Annotated in this window: 18 protein-coding genes; 16 read left to right on the plus strand and 2 right to left on the minus strand. The window is 42.2% G+C overall.

The window, feature by feature from the left end:
- The first annotated feature begins 175 nt into the window (after nt 1–175).
- The 11 genes from recA to BP97_RS0118885 all read left to right on the plus strand — a co-directional run bounded on the left by recA (nt 176) and on the right by BP97_RS0118885 (nt 11,808).
- Nucleotides 176–1,228 (plus strand): recombinase RecA, encoded by a 1,053-nt coding sequence (gene recA, locus BP97_RS0118835; protein ID WP_028550498.1) that lies wholly within the window; start codon nt 176–178, stop codon nt 1,226–1,228.
- Between the two features lie 60 nt (nt 1,229–1,288).
- Nucleotides 1,289–2,017 carry a RecX family transcriptional regulator gene (locus BP97_RS0118840; protein ID WP_231506336.1) on the plus strand — a complete coding sequence of 243 codons (729 nt, stop codon included), beginning with the start codon at nt 1,289–1,291 and terminating at the stop codon, nt 2,015–2,017.
- Between the two features lie 279 nt (nt 2,018–2,296).
- Nucleotides 2,297–3,841 carry a ribonuclease Y gene (gene rny, locus BP97_RS0118845; protein ID WP_442952375.1) on the plus strand — a complete coding sequence of 515 codons (1,545 nt, stop codon included), beginning with the start codon at nt 2,297–2,299 and terminating at the stop codon, nt 3,839–3,841.
- Between the two features lie 90 nt (nt 3,842–3,931).
- Nucleotides 3,932–4,726 carry a TIGR00282 family metallophosphoesterase gene (locus tag BP97_RS0118850; RefSeq protein ID WP_028550501.1) on the plus strand — a complete coding sequence of 265 codons (795 nt, stop codon included), beginning with the start codon at nt 3,932–3,934 and terminating at the stop codon, nt 4,724–4,726.
- Between the two features lie 119 nt (nt 4,727–4,845).
- A complete protein-coding gene (locus tag BP97_RS0118855) occupies nt 4,846–5,106 on the plus strand; it encodes a stage V sporulation protein S (protein ID WP_006286829.1) in 261 nt (86 codons plus the stop codon).
- Nucleotides 5,107–5,281: 175 nt separating this feature from the next.
- A complete protein-coding gene (locus BP97_RS0118860) occupies nt 5,282–6,226 on the plus strand; it encodes a dipeptidase (protein WP_028550502.1) in 945 nt (314 codons plus the stop codon).
- A gap of 229 nt (nt 6,227–6,455) precedes the next feature.
- A complete protein-coding gene (locus tag BP97_RS0118865; RefSeq protein WP_028550503.1) occupies nt 6,456–8,207 on the plus strand; it encodes a 2-oxoacid:acceptor oxidoreductase subunit alpha in 1,752 nt (583 codons plus the stop codon).
- Nucleotides 8,195–9,061, plus strand: a complete 867-nt coding sequence (locus BP97_RS0118870) for a 2-oxoacid:ferredoxin oxidoreductase subunit beta (RefSeq protein WP_028550504.1) — start codon at nt 8,195–8,197, stop codon at nt 9,059–9,061. The genes BP97_RS0118865 and BP97_RS0118870 overlap by 13 nt, the downstream gene beginning before the upstream one ends.
- A 126-nt stretch (nt 9,062–9,187) precedes the next feature.
- On the plus strand, nt 9,188–9,757 hold the full coding sequence (pduL, locus tag BP97_RS0118875; RefSeq protein ID WP_028550505.1) for a phosphate propanoyltransferase: 570 nt from the start codon (nt 9,188–9,190) through the stop codon (nt 9,755–9,757).
- An 89-nt stretch (nt 9,758–9,846) separates the two neighbouring features.
- Nucleotides 9,847–11,322, plus strand: a complete 1,476-nt coding sequence (miaB, locus tag BP97_RS0118880) for a tRNA (N6-isopentenyl adenosine(37)-C2)-methylthiotransferase MiaB (protein ID WP_028550506.1) — start codon at nt 9,847–9,849, stop codon at nt 11,320–11,322.
- Nucleotides 11,323–11,418: 96 nt separating this feature from the next.
- Nucleotides 11,419–11,808: a YlbF/YmcA family competence regulator gene (locus BP97_RS0118885; RefSeq protein ID WP_028550507.1), complete on the plus strand. Its 390-nt coding sequence runs from the start codon at nt 11,419–11,421 to the stop codon at nt 11,806–11,808.
- A gap of 113 nt (nt 11,809–11,921) precedes the next feature.
- On the opposite strand, the gene BP97_RS0118890 is transcribed toward BP97_RS0118885, so the two are convergent.
- Nucleotides 11,922–12,254 carry a L,D-transpeptidase gene (locus tag BP97_RS0118890; RefSeq protein ID WP_028550508.1) on the minus strand — a complete coding sequence of 111 codons (333 nt, stop codon included), beginning with the start codon at nt 12,252–12,254 and terminating at the stop codon, nt 11,922–11,924.
- Between the two features lie 40 nt (nt 12,255–12,294).
- The gene (locus BP97_RS0118895) at nt 12,295–12,741 is read right to left on the minus strand and encodes an Hsp20/alpha crystallin family protein (RefSeq protein WP_028550509.1); all 447 of its coding nucleotides are present in this window, start codon (nt 12,739–12,741) and stop codon (nt 12,295–12,297) included.
- 150 nt (nt 12,742–12,891) lie between these two features.
- On the opposite strand from BP97_RS0118895, the gene BP97_RS0118900 reads away from it, so the two are divergent.
- The 5 genes from BP97_RS0118900 to BP97_RS36810 are packed head-to-tail and all read left to right on the plus strand — an operon-like array spanning nt 12,892 to nt 14,601.
- Nucleotides 12,892–13,128, plus strand: a complete 237-nt coding sequence (locus tag BP97_RS0118900; RefSeq protein WP_028550510.1) for a spore germination protein — start codon at nt 12,892–12,894, stop codon at nt 13,126–13,128.
- Nucleotides 13,128–13,334: a spore germination protein GerPB gene (locus tag BP97_RS0118905; protein ID WP_028550511.1), complete on the plus strand. Its 207-nt coding sequence runs from the start codon at nt 13,128–13,130 to the stop codon at nt 13,332–13,334. The genes BP97_RS0118900 and BP97_RS0118905 overlap by 1 nt, the downstream gene beginning before the upstream one ends.
- 59 nt (nt 13,335–13,393) lie before the next feature.
- Entirely contained in the window at nt 13,394–13,990 is a 597-nt protein-coding gene (gerPC, locus tag BP97_RS0118910) for a spore germination protein GerPC (RefSeq protein WP_028550512.1), read from the plus strand.
- Nucleotides 13,990–14,169: a spore gernimation protein GerPD gene (locus tag BP97_RS40710; RefSeq protein WP_081824258.1), complete on the plus strand. Its 180-nt coding sequence runs from the start codon at nt 13,990–13,992 to the stop codon at nt 14,167–14,169. Before gerPC ends, BP97_RS40710 begins: the two co-directional genes overlap by 1 nt.
- Before the next feature lie 3 nt (nt 14,170–14,172).
- A complete protein-coding gene (locus tag BP97_RS36810; RefSeq protein WP_051620721.1) occupies nt 14,173–14,601 on the plus strand; it encodes a spore germination protein GerPE in 429 nt (142 codons plus the stop codon).
- Nucleotides 14,602–15,244: the final 643 nt, after the last annotated feature.

Below are 15,244 nucleotides of genomic sequence, written 5' to 3' on the forward strand. Positions count from 1 at the left end.
TATTCGTTAGATGTAATATAATAGTTTTAACGGAAGAACCGTAACAATGCATATACCTTGTTGCGGTTTTTATTTTGACTAACAATCGAATGTATGTTCGCAAAAAATGCTTGGCAATAGAGCAAAAACAAGTTATCATGGAATTAATTATACGAGAGAAAAGGAAGTGACTGTTGTGTCAGATCGTCGCGCAGCATTGGAGAATGCACTCCGTCAAATCGAGAAGCAATTTGGTAAAGGCTCCATTATGAAATTGGGTGAATCCACTCATATGCAAGTAGAAACCATTCCAAGCGGATCTTTGGCTCTTGATATCGCATTAGGTATCGGCGGCTTCCCGCGTGGTAGAATTATAGAAGTATACGGACCGGAATCCTCAGGTAAAACGACGGTAGCTCTTCATGCGATTGCCGAAGTGCAAAAGGCCGGTGGACAAGCTGCTTTTATCGACGCAGAGCATGCCCTTGATCCGTTGTATGCAAGCAAGCTGGGTATTAACATTGACGACTTGCTCTTATCTCAGCCGGATACAGGAGAACAAGCACTGGAAATCGCTGAGGCACTCGTTCGAAGCGGCGCTGTTGACATTATTGTTATTGATTCCGTTGCAGCTCTCGTCCCAAAAGCTGAAATTGAGGGCGAGATGGGGGATTCCCACGTCGGTTTGCAAGCGCGTCTGATGTCTCAAGCTTTGCGTAAATTGTCTGGGGCTATTAACAAGTCTAAAGTTATCGCCATTTTCATCAACCAGCTTCGTGAGAAAGTTGGCGTCATGTTCGGGAATCCAGAAACAACGCCTGGTGGACGCGCACTGAAGTTTTACTCGACGGTTCGACTGGATGTTCGTCGCGTAGAGACTATCAAGCAAGGAAATGATATGGTTGGTAACCGTACAAGAATTAAAGTCGTTAAGAACAAAGTGGCACCTCCATTTAAGCAAGCGGACATTGACATCATGTACGGGGAAGGCATTTCCAGAGAAGGCAGTATCATCGACATCGGAAGCGAGATGGATATCGTTCAGAAGAGCGGCGCATGGTATTCCTTTAATAATGATCGTCTCGGTCAAGGCCGTGAAAATGCTAAGCAATTTCTGAAGGAAAATCCACATGTGGCAGATGTAATCGAGAAGAAAATTCGTGAGAACAGCAACTTGATTGTTGCGAACGGCTCCGATCTCCACGAAAAAGATGAGGATGAAGACGATCTTCTGGCATTCGAAGAATAAGGATAATTGAATAATACGGAATTGGGGCACCTGTACTTAGGTATAAGGTGCCTTTCCTACATGTTTGGGGTGTTTGGATTGGACAATGATACCGAAACGATGCACAGTGGAACGATTACTAAAATAGAGCGGCAAAAACGAATAAAGGACAGGTATAACCTTTTTATTGACGAGCAGTTCGCCTTCTCTGTACATGAGGATATATTGATAAAGCATAGGCTTGTCAAAGGTACTGTAATTAGTATCGATGATTTTAAAGTGATCATCCATGCTCAAGAAAAGCAACAAGCGTATCTGGATGCCATACGGCTTTTAGCTGTGCGACTTCGTTCCGAGCATGAGCTTAAAGTGCGGTTAAAGCAAAAAGGCTATGAACCTAATATTAGTGCTATCACGATTGAGCGATTAAGGCAAGAGAAGTATGTAGATGACATGCTGTTTGCAGAACAGCTTACCATGCAGCGGATACGCTCTCAAAAAAAAGGGCGCCATTGGGTAAAGCAAGAGCTGCAGCATAAGGGGCTTCAGTCGCAGCATATTGTTCACGCACTGGAAAAGGTGGATGAAGAGACAGAGTATCGTCATGCGTTCGATCTTGTTTTTAAACGGTATCGTACTGAATTTGCGGAAGACTCCGTGAAAGCAAGACGTAAAGCTATGGGCTTTCTTATGCGGAGAGGCTATTCATCGAGCCTGGTTTCGCGTGTAATGAGAGATTTAGTGCAGGCTTATGGGGCTGCGAACGAAGATGAACTCGATAATAATGAAGGTGAATTTGAAGAATATTAACAGGGGTATAAACCGCAGGTTTCCTTGATATATGCGCATTGTTTGGGTGAATAGATCTGCTGGATAAATCATTTATGCAGCGGACACCTTGACAAGCTTCTTCGACAAAAGATAAAATAATCATGTATAATTTTATACACAGAATCTTCCTGCCACTTGAATAGGGAGATTCGCAAAGTAAAATCGCCAATTTTTACTTTATCTTACGTTTGTTAAACGGATTAAAAACCATACTGTCCCAAGCTTACCCCTTGGAGAAACAACGAGGAGGTGAACTGGATGCTGAATCCGGCCATCTGGATCTTAATCATCCTCTTTGTTGGTGTGATTTGCTTAGGGATTGGTTATATTATCCGCAAGTCCATTGCAGAAGCGAAGATTTCTAGTGCCGAGCAAGCCGCAGAGCAAATTAAAGAAAATGCTAAGAAAGAAGCGGAGGCACTTAAGAAAGAGACGGTTCTGGAAGCTAAGGATGAGATTCACAAGCTCAGAACCGAAGCTGAAAAGGACATTCGTGATCGTCGAAACGAAACACAACGATTAGAGAGACGATTGTTGCAAAAAGAGGAGTCGCTGGATAAAAAATTAGAATCTCTGGAAAAGAAAGAAGAGCAGGTCGCCAACAAAGAGAAAAGAATCGAAGAAACCCAATCGCAAATTGATGACATTTATAAGAATCAAGTTGCGGAGCTGGAGCGAATATCCGCCCTCACGATGGAGGATGCCAAGAACATTATCCTCACGAATGTGGAGCAAGAAGTTCGTCATGAAACAGCTCAATTAATTAAAGAAATCGAGCAACAGGCTAAAGAAGAAGGCGACAAGAAAGCTCGCGAAATTATTACGCTGGCAATCCAAAGATGTGCAGCTGATCATGTGGCAGAAACAACGGTTTCAGTCGTTTCCCTGCCTAATGAAGAAATGAAAGGGCGCATTATCGGTCGCGAAGGAAGAAATATCCGTGCTCTGGAGACATTGACGGGAATCGATCTTATTATTGACGATACTCCTGAGGCAGTGATCCTGTCCGGTTTCGATCCTATTCGACGGGAGATTGCCCGTACTTCTCTTGAGAAATTGGTTGCAGACGGACGTATTCATCCCGCTCGCATTGAAGAAATGGTCGAGAAGTCCCGTAAGGAAGTGGATGAGCGTATTCGTGAATACGGTGAACAGGCAACATTCGAAACCGGAGTACACGGACTGCATCCTGATTTGATCAAAATTTTGGGCCGTTTGAAATTTAGAACAAGCTATGGGCAAAATGTGTTGAAGCATTCAATGGAAGTGGCCTACTTGACAGGATTAATGGCTGGAGAACTCGGGGAAGACGTGACATTGGCGAAACGTGCCGGTCTCCTACATGACATCGGTAAAGCTTTGGACCACGAAGTTGAAGGTTCTCACGTTGAAATCGGCGTAGAAATTGCCAAGAAGTACAAGGAGCATCCTGTAGTCATTAACAGTATTGCTTCTCACCACGGTGATTGTGAAGCCACATCGGTTATAGCGATGCTGGTTGGCGCGGCAGATGCTTTATCGGCTGCACGCCCTGGAGCTCGTCGTGAAACGCTGGAAACCTATATCAAGCGTCTAGAGAAGCTTGAAGAAATTTCCGAATCGTTCGAAGGTGTCGAGAAATCGTACGCAATTCAAGCGGGTCGTGAAGTTAGGGTTATGGTACAGCCAGAGAAGGTTGATGATACAGAAGCGTTCCGTCTGGCACGCGATATAACGAAGAAAATCGAGGGAGAGCTGGATTATCCGGGTCACATTAAGGTAACGGTAATTCGCGAAACTCGTGCAGTAGAATACGCAAAATAACAAATTGCATACACTAAGAAGAAAAGTGGCTGAATAAGCCACTTTTCTTTTCCGCTTAGAAGGGTCAACGGATGAAAAGGAGCACAAGAAATGAGAATTCTATTTATCGGTGATATTGTCGGTTCAGTTGGAAGAAAAGCGGTTAAAGCTTGCTTGCCGGGACTTAAATCAAAATTTAATCCGACTTTTATTATAGCAAACGGGGAAAATGCAGCTGCAGGGAGAGGGATTACTTCCACAATAGCGAAAGAATTGTTCGAACTAGGCGTTCATGGAATCACTATGGGGAATCATACTTGGGATCAAAAGGAAATATTTGATTTCATTGATGATGAAGAGCGTATGGTTCGTCCGGCGAACTTCCCTAAAGGTACCCCAGGCAGAGGCTTCACTACGATTAAAGTAAAGGACCAAGAACTTGTCATTATTAATGTACAAGGGCGTACGTTTTTACCGCCGCTCGATTGCCCTTTCGAGAAAGTAGACTCTATACTGGAAGGCATCAAAAAGCGCAACAAATATGTACTGGTTGATTTTCACGCTGAAGCTACTTCTGAGAAGCTGGCTATGGGCTGGCACTTGGACGGCAAGGTCTCTGCAGTTGTGGGAACCCATACCCATGTACAGACTCATGACGAGCGCATTTTACCGCAAGGAACCGCTTATGTGACCGATGTAGGGATGGTAGGGCCTAGAGATGGAATCTTAGGCATGGAAAGAGGCGCAGTGCTTCAAAAGTTCAAAACACAGCTTCCTGTCCGGTTCGTTGTAGATGAAGGGAAATGGCATTTTCATGCAGTTTGTATTGATGTAGATCCTGTGACAGGCCTAGGAAAAAAAGTACAATTGATCCGTATGGAAGAAGATCAATTCATTATTGAATAATTGTCTGACAATTCAAAATTATTAGTTAATACTATCTTCGGGAAGAAGGAATTATTGTCAATTTCCTAGAATATGATTAGTACTGGAAGCAATCCATCATTCCCGAGGAGGTACTTTTCATGGAAGTATTAAAAGTTTCAGCAAAGTCCAATCCTAACTCCGTAGCCGGCGCGTTAGCAGGGGTATTGCGTGAACGCGGAGCAGCTGAGCTGCAGGCAATCGGGGCTGGAGCTCTCAACCAAGCGATAAAAGCAGTAGCGATTGCACGAGGATTTGTGGCTCCCAGCGGGGTTGATCTGATTTGCATACCAGCGTTTACGGATATAGTCATTGACGGTGAAGATCGCACGGCTATTAAGCTCATTGTGGAACCTAGATAGGCAATAGTATTTCATTATATTTATGCAGCAAACACACCTGTTTACTATGTAGACAGGTTTTTTATTGTTTTCGTATCACGTTGCCCATTGGAACGGAAGTGAATAGGATTACAGCGATTTCCTTCGAAAAAAGGAATTTACATGTAATTATTCATATCGAGGAGCGTGAAGAAGCATGACAATCATTGATGGACACTGCGATGTATTGTACAAAATGTATGAAAATCGGGAATTGGACTTTTATAATCCTCAAACGACCGCGCTTGATGTAACCTATTCTAGAATGGTGCAATCAGGAGTTAAGATTCAGTTTTTCGCTATTTTTTTACCCGATAAGATCCGACAACCTTATTTTGAACATTATTTAGAGTACATAAATATTTTTTATCAGAAAATCATTTCTGATCCCCGAATCAAACTAATAAAAAACCAAACGGACTTGCTCGAAGTCATGAGCGGAAATCAAAAGGGAGCCGTTCTAACATTGGAAGGTGCCGATGCAATTCAAGATAATCCCTTGTACACCCAAACCTTGTTTCATCTCGGAATTCGATTAATTGGAGCTACATGGAATTATGGGAATTGGGCTGCTGACGGTGTTTTGGAACCAAGAAAAGGAGGTTTTTCGAGAAAAGGAAAAAGATTTATTAAAGAATGCAATGATTTGGGTATAATGATTGATGTATCCCATCTTTCTGAAAAATCATTCTGGGATGTGGCTGTATTGTCAGAGAAGCCGTTCGTGGCCACTCATTCCAACGCTAAGGCGATTTGCGGACATCCACGAAATTTGGATGACAATCAAATCCGTGTGCTAATTCAAAAGCAAGGAAGAATTGGCATCACGTTTGTCCCCTGGTTTGTCAATGATCAGGGATCAGCCTCGATCAGCGACCTTACGAAGCATATAGACCATATATGCGCTTTAGGCGGGGAGAAACACTTGGTTCTTGGCTCGGATTTTGACGGAATCAGCAAATGGATTCCTGATCTTGAGCATGCAGGTCAGTATAATCATTTGGCTGAATGTTTAAGTAAATACTACAAAGATGAATGGATTAATGACTTCTTTTTTCGGAATTGGTATCGGTTTTTACAGCGGCATTTACCTGCTCGTTAAACGTTATATCTGTATTGTAGATATATGCTGTACAGACTGATCTCTTTTCGGTATGGATATCATCTAAAAATACTATCTTTCAATTTGGACCAAACCACTTGCTTTTTATCTGGTAAAGTCATATTATTTGGATGACAACTGAAAGAAATTTTTTATCCATATGTGAAATTTCTTTTAAGCTTAAGTTGATCTATTGCAGTGTCAGTGACATTAAAAGGAGTGGACAACGGTGATTAGCCAATTATCTTGGAAGATCGGAGGACAACAAGGGGAAGGTGTAGAAAGTACCGACAAAATCTTCTCGACGGCATTGAATCGTCTGGGATATTATTTGTATGGGTACCGTCATTTCTCCTCTCGTATTAAGGGGGGACACACCAACAACAAGATAAGAATCAGTACGAAACCAATTCGTGCTATTTCCGACGACTTGGATATCCTTGTTGCATTTGACCAAGAAACCATCGATTTGAATGCGCATGAGCTTCGTGAGAATGGCGTAGTTGTAGCAGACGCCAAATTTAATCCTGTTGTGCCTGAAGGCGTTAAAGCTCGTTTGTTCCCTGTGCCTATCACAGCGATTGCTGAAGAGCTCGGAACATCCCTATTTAAGAACATGGCTGCTTCCGGCGCATCTTGGGCATTGCTTGGTTTGCCTCTGGAAGTATTTAATAAAGCAGTTGAGGAAGAGTTCGGACGTAAAGGTCCTGCTGTAGTTGAAAAGAACATTGAAGCAGTTCGTAAAGCGGCTGAGTTCATCTTGGAAATGAACGGCGGTCCATTGCCTGAGTTCCAACTTGAGCCTGCTGACGGCAAGCAAAAGCTGTTCATCATCGGTAACGATGCTATCGGCTTGGGTGCTGTAGCTGCCGGCTGTCGTTTCATGCCTGCATATCCGATCACACCTGCTTCGGAGATCATGGAATACTTAATCAAAGCATTGCCTAAATTCGGCGGTACAGTTATTCAAACAGAGGACGAGATCGCAGCGGTAACAATGGCTATCGGCGGTAACTACGGTGGCGTTCGTACGATGACTGCATCTGCAGGTCCTGGTCTTTCCTTGATGATGGAAGCTATCGGTCTTGCCGGTATGACTGAAACTCCAATCGTTATTGTGGATACACAACGTGGTGGTCCAAGTACAGGTCTTCCTACAAAACAAGAGCAATCTGACTTGTATGCGATGATCTACGGAACGCATGGTGAAATTCCAAAAATCGTTCTGTCCCCATCCACAATTGAAGAGTGCTTTTACGATACAGTTGAAGCGTTCAACTTGGCAGAGAAATATCAAGTGCCAGTTATCTTGTTGACAGACCTTCAGCTTTCCCTGGGTAAACAATCCAGTGAATTGTTGGATTACAATAAAATTGTTATCGACCGTGGTCGATTGGTTCAAGGTGAATTGCCTCCGACGGAAGAAAACAAATTGTTCAAACGTTACGAGTTTGCACAAGACGGTGTTTCTCCAAGATCGATTCCTGGTCAAAAATATGGTTTGCACCATGTTACAGGCGTAGAGCACGACCAAGAAGGACGTCCATCTGAAAGCACGGAAAACCGTAAAAAAATGATGGATAAACGTATGGAGAAATTGAATCACGTAAAAGTAACGAACCCGATCCTTGTAGACGCTCCTCACGAAGAAGCGGATCTGCTTCTTATCGGTATGGGCTCCACTGGTGGTACCATCGATGAAGCTAGAGCACGTTTGGAGAAACAAGGCATCAAAACAAATCACGTAACGGTTCGTTTGCTGCATCCTTTCCCTGCTGAAGAGCTGAAAGCTCAAATGGCAAAAGCAAAAACAGTTGTTGTTATTGAAAACAACGCAACGGCTCAATTGGCTTCCTTAATCAAATTGAACGTTGGTTCTCCAGAAAAAATTAAGAGCTTGTTGAAATATAACGGTAACCCATTCTTGCCAGCAGAAATCACTACATTTTGTCAGGAGTTGAGTCCAGTATGGCAACGTTAAAAGATTTTCGTAACAATATTAAACCTAACTGGTGTCCAGGGTGTGGAGACTTCTCCATCCAAGCGGCTATTCAAAGAGCTGCTGCCAATGTAGGATTGGAGCCTGAGCAATTGGGTGTAGTCTCTGGTATCGGTTGTTCCGGACGTATTTCCGGTTACATTAATGCATATGGCTTCCATGGTGTTCATGGTCGTTCCCTTCCTATCGCTCAAGGCTTGAAAATGGCTAACCGCGAGTTGACTGTTCTTGCTGCAGGCGGTGACGGTGACGGTTTTGCGATCGGTATGGGTCATACGGTTCACGCAATTCGTCGTAACATCGACATTACTTACATCGTTATGGATAACCAAATCTACGGCTTGACTAAAGGTCAAACTTCGCCGCGAAGCGCTGAAGGCTTCAAAACGAAAAGTACACCGTCAGGCTCCATCGAATCTGCATTGTCTCCATTGGAAGTAGCTTTGGCTGCTGGTGCAACATTCGTCGCTCAGTCGTTCTCCAGTAACTTGAAACAGCTGACAGCTTTGATTGAAGCGGGTATGAAACATAAAGGCTTCTCCTTTATCAACGTATTCAGCCCATGTGTTACTTTTAACAAAGTAAATACGTATGACTGGTTTAAAGAAAATATCGTTGATCTGGAAGAAACACCGGATTACGACCCAAGCAACCGCGTTATGGCTATGACTAAAATCATGGAAACAAACGGCTTGCTTACTGGATTGATCTATCAAAATACTAACAAAGATAGCTATGAAAGCCATGTTCCTGGATTTAAAGAAGAGGCTTTGGCTAAACAAAACATTAAAATCACGGAACAAGAATTCGAGAAATTAATGGCAGAATTTAAATAATTTTATGAACTTTACAAAAGCATGCGGCGCTGCCGTATGCTTTTTTTACTACCGTACGTTATAATCATGGAGAGTATGCACATAATGAAATACGTACATAAGACAAAACAATGGGGGGTTATTCCTATGAAACAAGTACCTATAGGCGTTTCGGCAAGACATATTCACTTGTCGGTTGAACATATCGAACAATTGTTCGGGAGTGGTTATCAATTAAGTGTATTGAAAGATTTGTCTCAACCAGGTCAATATGCAGCGGCTGAGACGGTAGCGGTTGTTGGTCCAAAAGGCAGGTTCGACAAAGTAAGAATTCTAGGTCCTGCTAGGGGGAAAACACAGCTTGAGGTTTCGCGCTCCGACGCTTTCGTGCTCGGCATGAATCCGCCAGTACGTGAATCAGGTAATATTGCCGGAACTCCTGGAATTACGATCATTGGACCTGCAGGTCAAATTGATATTACAGAAGGTGTCATCGTTGCTGGCCGACACATACACTTTCATACAGATGACGCAGCGCGCTGGGGGATTGCGGACAAGCAACTGTTAACAGTAAGAGTTGAAGGAGAACGTTCACTTATTTTTGAGAGAGTGTTGGCTCGTGTTTCCGATCAATATGCACTTGATATGCACATCGATACGGATGAAGCGAACGCTGCAGGCGTCAAAACAGGAGATATGGCTACAATACTGTCCTAGTGGAATGCGATTTTTCTTTGAAATTGCTGCTAAAATAATGATATAATAAAAGGTATGATATTTGCAGCTTATTTCAGGAGGAACGCGTAATGACAACAAAGAACAAATCTGATAAAGATTATTCTATATATTTTCAACCTCCTTCTTTAACTGACGCGAAAAAGAGAGGGAAGGAAGATATCAAGGTTCACTATAACTTTGAGATCCCTGAAGACATGCAAAAGTTTGGTCAAGATAAATATTATTTAATTCAAACCTACGGCTGTCAGATGAACGAGCACGATACAGAAACGATTATGGGCTTGCTCGAGCAGATGGGATACAAAGCTACGGAGGATCGCAAATTAGCCGATGTCATTTTATTAAACACCTGTGCTGTACGTGAAAATGCAGAAGATAAAGTGTTCGGTGAGCTTGGCCATCTTAAGCATCTAAAAGCAGAGAAGCCATCACTTGTCCTTGGCGTGTGCGGCTGTATGTCGCAGGAAGAGGCTGTTGTTAACCGGATTTTGCAAAAGCATGGTTTTGTAGATTTAATATTCGGGACACACAACATTCATCGCTTACCGCATTTGTTGAAGGAAGCTTTCTTTAGTAAGGAAATGGTTATCGAGGTTTGGTCCAAGGAAGGCGATATCGTCGAGAATCTTCCAAAAAAACGCGAAGGAATCAAAGCTTGGGTCAACATCATGTATGGTTGCGATAAATTCTGTACCTATTGCATTGTTCCTTATACTCGTGGGAAGGAACGGAGTCGCAGACCTGAAGATGTGTTGGCAGAGGTTCGTGACTTAGCGAGACAAGGCTTTCAGGAGATTATGCTGCTTGGACAGAACGTCAATGCGTATGGTAAAGATTTTGAAGATATCGAATACCGTTTCGGTGATTTGATGAACGATATTTCCAAGATTGATATTCCACGTGTTCGATTTACGACTTCACATCCTCGTGACTTTGATGATCACTTGATCGAAGTTCTTGCCAAAAGAGGAAATCTGGTTGAGCAAATCCATCTACCGGTTCAATCGGGCAGTAACGAGATTTTGAAGCGCATGAGCCGTAAGTATACTCGTGAGCATTATTTGAATCTTGTGGACAAAATCAAGGCAGCGATCCCGGACGCAAGCTTGACTACAGATATCATCGTTGGGTTTCCAGGGGAAACCGATGAACAGTTCGAGGAAACATTGGAGCTGGTCAAACAAGTGAAGTATGACAGTGCGTATACATTTATTTATTCGCCGCGTGAAGGTACTCCTGCTGCTGATATGGCAGACGATGTACCTATGCAGGTGAAGAAAGAACGTTTGTATCGTTTGAACGCGGTTTTGGCGGAGTTCAGTAAAGAGAGCAACGAAAGCATGAAAGGTAAGCTGCTGGATGTCCTCGTTGAAGGCGAAAGTAAAAATAATGCAGACGTGCTTGCCGGACGTACTCGTACAAACAAGCTGGTTCATTTAGTAGGGCCAAAAGAATTGATCGGTAAAATTGTGCCGGTCCAAATTACGGATGCTCAAACCTGGTATATTAAAGGGGAATGGGTACCTACTGCGGTAGCATTATAAAAAAGCAAATATACATGTTGAGGGGCGTGACCGGCTATGTCGGGACAACATAATCATGATCATGATCACGATCACGAACATATGCAGTGCAGTCAAATGGAGTGTTACACAAATACAGAAATGATCGTTCGCGAGGATATTTTAGTGAAAGCCAAAGAACTGGCAGACCTGATATCTACTTCGAATGAAGTGCAGTTTTTTCAAAAAGCAGAAAATCAAATTTCTTCCAACGATCAAATCCAAACATTAATAAGCGCTATTAAGAAAAAACAAAAAGAAATAGTAGCTTTTGAATCGTTTGAAAATAAAAAGATGGTTGACAAAATTGAAAAAGAAATTGAAGAGCTTCAAGATCAACTAGATAACATTCCAATTGTTAATGAATTCCGTCAGTCACAGGAAGACATTAATTATTTGCTACAATTAGTCATGTCAGTGATTAGAGATACCGTTTCTGACAAAATTACTGTTGAATCCGGTAAATAAGTTATGACAAAGAACCACCTTGTAATTATTCATTGCAAGGTGGTTTTTTATATTCAGGGGATTTTTAAACTTCCATGTGCCGAGTTGGGTATGTATCGGCATTGTGACAACGATTATTTTCGAATGGTGACTCTAGTACCAATAGGTACGATGGCTGCAAGAGCTAGAACATCTTGGTTGTACATACGCACACAGCCGTGTGATACTTCATGTCCGATGGAAGACGGATCGTTAGTTCCATGGATGCCATAGTGAGGGCGAGACAAGCCCATCCAAAAGGCGCCGAAAGGACCGCCTGGATTTGGTGCTTTATTTACAATAGTGTAAATGCCCTCGGGTGTTTTTGTCAGTACTTTTCCTATTCCAATAGGATAACTATGGATAACGCGGTTGCCATCTAGCAAATGAAGCTTACGGTCTGATAAATCAATAATGATCTGATACATAGAGCTTCTCCTTCTGCTATCTGAATGAGGCGTACTACAGTTACAGATATCTTATGGAAATCTCATGATAGGCTTTATTTATTTTTTTCTTACGCATTTTTATTTGTAATATCCCGTCTTTATAAGAAGCTCTGGAGTAACGGGTATCGATATGGCAGGGGAGGCGCACAACCTGGGCATTAGAACCCGAGATGCCTTCCACCTTTACTTGATCAGTTCGAATCTTAACGATTGGATTGGCGTTATTCGCCATATTCATTTTCACAATAACAAAATGGTGGGTTTCGAATATTTCGGAATCCTTGACTCCTTTAAGCATGCCCCGCTTGGGGAGGCTTTTTTCCAACATATGCTTGACATAGTCTTCAACCCACGAGGTATCCTTCCATAGCTCCAAGTGCTGATCGGACGGCAAATTGGGCAGCTTCGTCCCTAATATCGATTCAATGGCTTCCCACCGAGATTGATTGTTGTTGCTGCGGTTCATCCGGAACATCCTCCTTCCGCCTATAAATACAAAACATTATATGAAATGAACATCCATAATGATACACTCCCAAGATTCCTTTCTCATCAGATGTACCACTAGGCGCATAACTACATACAATGGAGCAAGAAGAACAAAGGAGCTACGCCTATGCCTTCCATTGTTGGTAATATTAAAATTTTATCCATTGATCACGGCTCCATTGTGCAAATAGGGGATGCCGTTCAGTTAGCACCAGAGAGCACATCTAAAACATTTGCCGGAGGAGGGTCATTCAATACTGGTGATTTCCCCGTTACCAATAATGCAATTAGTAATACGAATACTAATGACAATGACGTGGCCGATTCCACTCAAAGTACGGTCGGAAACAAGGGGGTCGTTTAATGAATCTTATTGTCAATCAAAATATCGTCATCCACCAATTGCGAGTAGATAACGTGACAAACTCATCCATTCTGCAGATAGGAAGTGCTGGGATGATCAAGCCGTTGTCCAATCAATACAATACAGGCGGATTTGCAGGGCCAACACCGAAGCAAGAAGGGGGCGGGGCTGCCCCATCGATTATTCCTTTACCTAGTCCGAAATAATTGGGCTAACACCCATATCCTTCTATCTGCATACTCTGTGGGAGGAGGTGTTGAACATAATGAATGCCTGGCAGCAGTGGAACTTATACTTTCAAAATTTGCATCATTATATCCGGGCTCAATCCGAGAAAGTGGCTGAACTGGAAAAAACACTCGATTCGGTTAAGCAGGAACTAAACGCCTTGAGGGAACAAAGAGGGATTCGTATTGACAAAATTGAGTATAAATTTGATCAATTGAAAGTTGAGAAGCTGGATGGCACGCTAAACATTGGAATCACACCTCAATCTCTTGAAGATATGGCAGTAGGTGAAGAAGTAACTAAGCAAAATGGTGAACCTGTGAATCAGACATCTGAGCTACAGGTGTCCGTACAGAGCGAGCTTCAACAATATCTCGATAAGCAGGTGCCGGAGCAGTTTGAATATATTCAGGAAAAAGCCGGGTTCAATCTAGATCCATGGCACCGTAAGATGATAGTGGAAGACTTAAGCAAACAAATGAAAGAAAGAATGTTATATTATTTTCACAACGGCGCGACAGCTGATCAATTGGGTACTATAAAGGATTCAGTTCTTTTTAGAACGAAGGCAGATATTAAGCAAGCCTTTGATCATTACATCTCTAAAATGACTCAAAAGGACGTGAGTGAGTAATGAATTTTCAAGTGGTTAATAAAGGGCTATGTGTTGGAGAGATAAGAGTAATAGGGGTTTCAGTATCATCAGTACTTTTAATCGGGGATACGGAACAGATTGTGCTCTCATCCATTTCGGACACACCGCCTGAATCAGTTACAACCGGTCCTCTTGTGCCATTGGCATCGGAAGAATGAATTATGAATCGATGGTCTATTGTTAAATATATAAAAGTATTCAATGTGTCGGAAGCTTCCATTATCCAAATAGGTGATAATAAAAATAATCGTCCTTCCTCCAGAGTCATCGCTGTCCAAAGAGAAGTTGCCGATTTTAAAGGGGATGAAGGGAATTTTGAGCAACTCCCGCTTTTTTCACGCGAAATTCCATTGCCCGACGTTACGGAAACAGTCGATATGAAGATTGACCATGTGTGCGATACTATTAAGGTGGGCAAGGTTACTGTATTAGGGATAGTTGCATCGTCAGTATTTCAAGTTGGTACGAACGAGACTATTGAGGCTGAATCACGTGTGAAGCAGTTTCGCCAGTTAGTAACAGATAAGAATAGCTCTTTAGCGAAAATGAATGGTGGAGAGCAAGCCAAACCAACTGGTGAGGAGTTATGAGCTTTATTAAAAAGAAAAGGTTGTCTGAAGGGTCAAATTAATGCTGACCACAAGACAACCTTTTTATTATGTTTTAGAGGGAATAATCAATAGTTATTTTAACAACGATGTTAGTTTTATTTATTGATTGCTGGAAGGGCGAGACTTATGGCTTTCTGAACTATTGTCGGAGTATGCAATGAGCACGATGTTTTGGTTGGAATCCAAGCGAAGTTGATCTTCAAGGTGTTGGATTTGAGTCAGCACTTCCGGGGTCAAACGAGCTACAGAAAATTGTGAGTTCATTGAAAGAAAGACACCTCCGTTTTTTATTATATTGTGTCCATATTTCAGACTTATAAAGCATACTCTTGTGTTGATTATGAGAAACGAGGTGAAAAAAGTTTGCTAAACTCATCAATCCGTGCTATATTGTGAATCTGTCTTTAATGAATGCCAAGAAAAAATTCAAGTGATTTCGAAAAAAAAATTGCATTCATATAGAGAAATGTGATATATTTAAATTCCGGTCGTTGAGGATGATGAAAATGATCGGTTCCAAAATTGTCCTTTGAAAACTGAACAACGAGTGAATGTTTTAAAGAGAATGAAAATTCTCGCTAGCATTGAATTTTGAGCTTAAGACAAGCTCTGTTATACGATC

Source organism: Paenibacillus sp. UNC451MF, assembly GCF_000686845.1.
Lineage (GTDB): Bacteria > Bacillota > Bacilli > Paenibacillales > NBRC-103111 > Paenibacillus_S.

Bases quoted from the DNA above. Each gene is read 5' to 3' on its own strand.
- BP97_RS0118850 (WP_028550501.1), top strand. From the start codon at position 3,932: ATGAGAATTCTATTTATCGGTGATATTGTCGGTTCAGTTGGAAGAAAA.
- gerPC (WP_028550512.1), top strand. From the start codon at position 13,394: ATGAATGCCTGGCAGCAGTGGAACTTATACTTTCAAAATTTGCATCAT.
- BP97_RS36810 (WP_051620721.1), top strand. From the start codon at position 14,173: ATGAATCGATGGTCTATTGTTAAATATATAAAAGTATTCAATGTGTCG.
- BP97_RS40710 (WP_081824258.1), top strand. From the start codon at position 13,990: ATGAATTTTCAAGTGGTTAATAAAGGGCTATGTGTTGGAGAGATAAGA.
- BP97_RS0118895 (WP_028550509.1), bottom strand. From the start codon at position 12,741: ATGAACCGCAGCAACAACAATCAATCTCGGTGGGAAGCCATTGAATCG.
- rny (WP_442952375.1), top strand. From the start codon at position 2,297: ATGCTGAATCCGGCCATCTGGATCTTAATCATCCTCTTTGTTGGTGTG.
- pduL (WP_028550505.1), top strand. From the start codon at position 9,188: ATGAAACAAGTACCTATAGGCGTTTCGGCAAGACATATTCACTTGTCG.
- BP97_RS0118855 (WP_006286829.1), top strand. From the start codon at position 4,846: ATGGAAGTATTAAAAGTTTCAGCAAAGTCCAATCCTAACTCCGTAGCC.
- BP97_RS0118840 (WP_231506336.1), top strand. From the start codon at position 1,289: ATGTTTGGGGTGTTTGGATTGGACAATGATACCGAAACGATGCACAGT.
- BP97_RS0118885 (WP_028550507.1), top strand. From the start codon at position 11,419: ATGGAGTGTTACACAAATACAGAAATGATCGTTCGCGAGGATATTTTA.
- BP97_RS0118900 (WP_028550510.1), top strand. From the start codon at position 12,892: ATGCCTTCCATTGTTGGTAATATTAAAATTTTATCCATTGATCACGGC.
- BP97_RS0118860 (WP_028550502.1), top strand. From the start codon at position 5,282: ATGACAATCATTGATGGACACTGCGATGTATTGTACAAAATGTATGAA.
- BP97_RS0118870 (WP_028550504.1), top strand. From the start codon at position 8,195: ATGGCAACGTTAAAAGATTTTCGTAACAATATTAAACCTAACTGGTGT.
- BP97_RS0118890 (WP_028550508.1), bottom strand. From the start codon at position 12,254: ATGTATCAGATCATTATTGATTTATCAGACCGTAAGCTTCATTTGCTA.
- miaB (WP_028550506.1), top strand. From the start codon at position 9,847: ATGACAACAAAGAACAAATCTGATAAAGATTATTCTATATATTTTCAA.
- BP97_RS0118905 (WP_028550511.1), top strand. From the start codon at position 13,128: ATGAATCTTATTGTCAATCAAAATATCGTCATCCACCAATTGCGAGTA.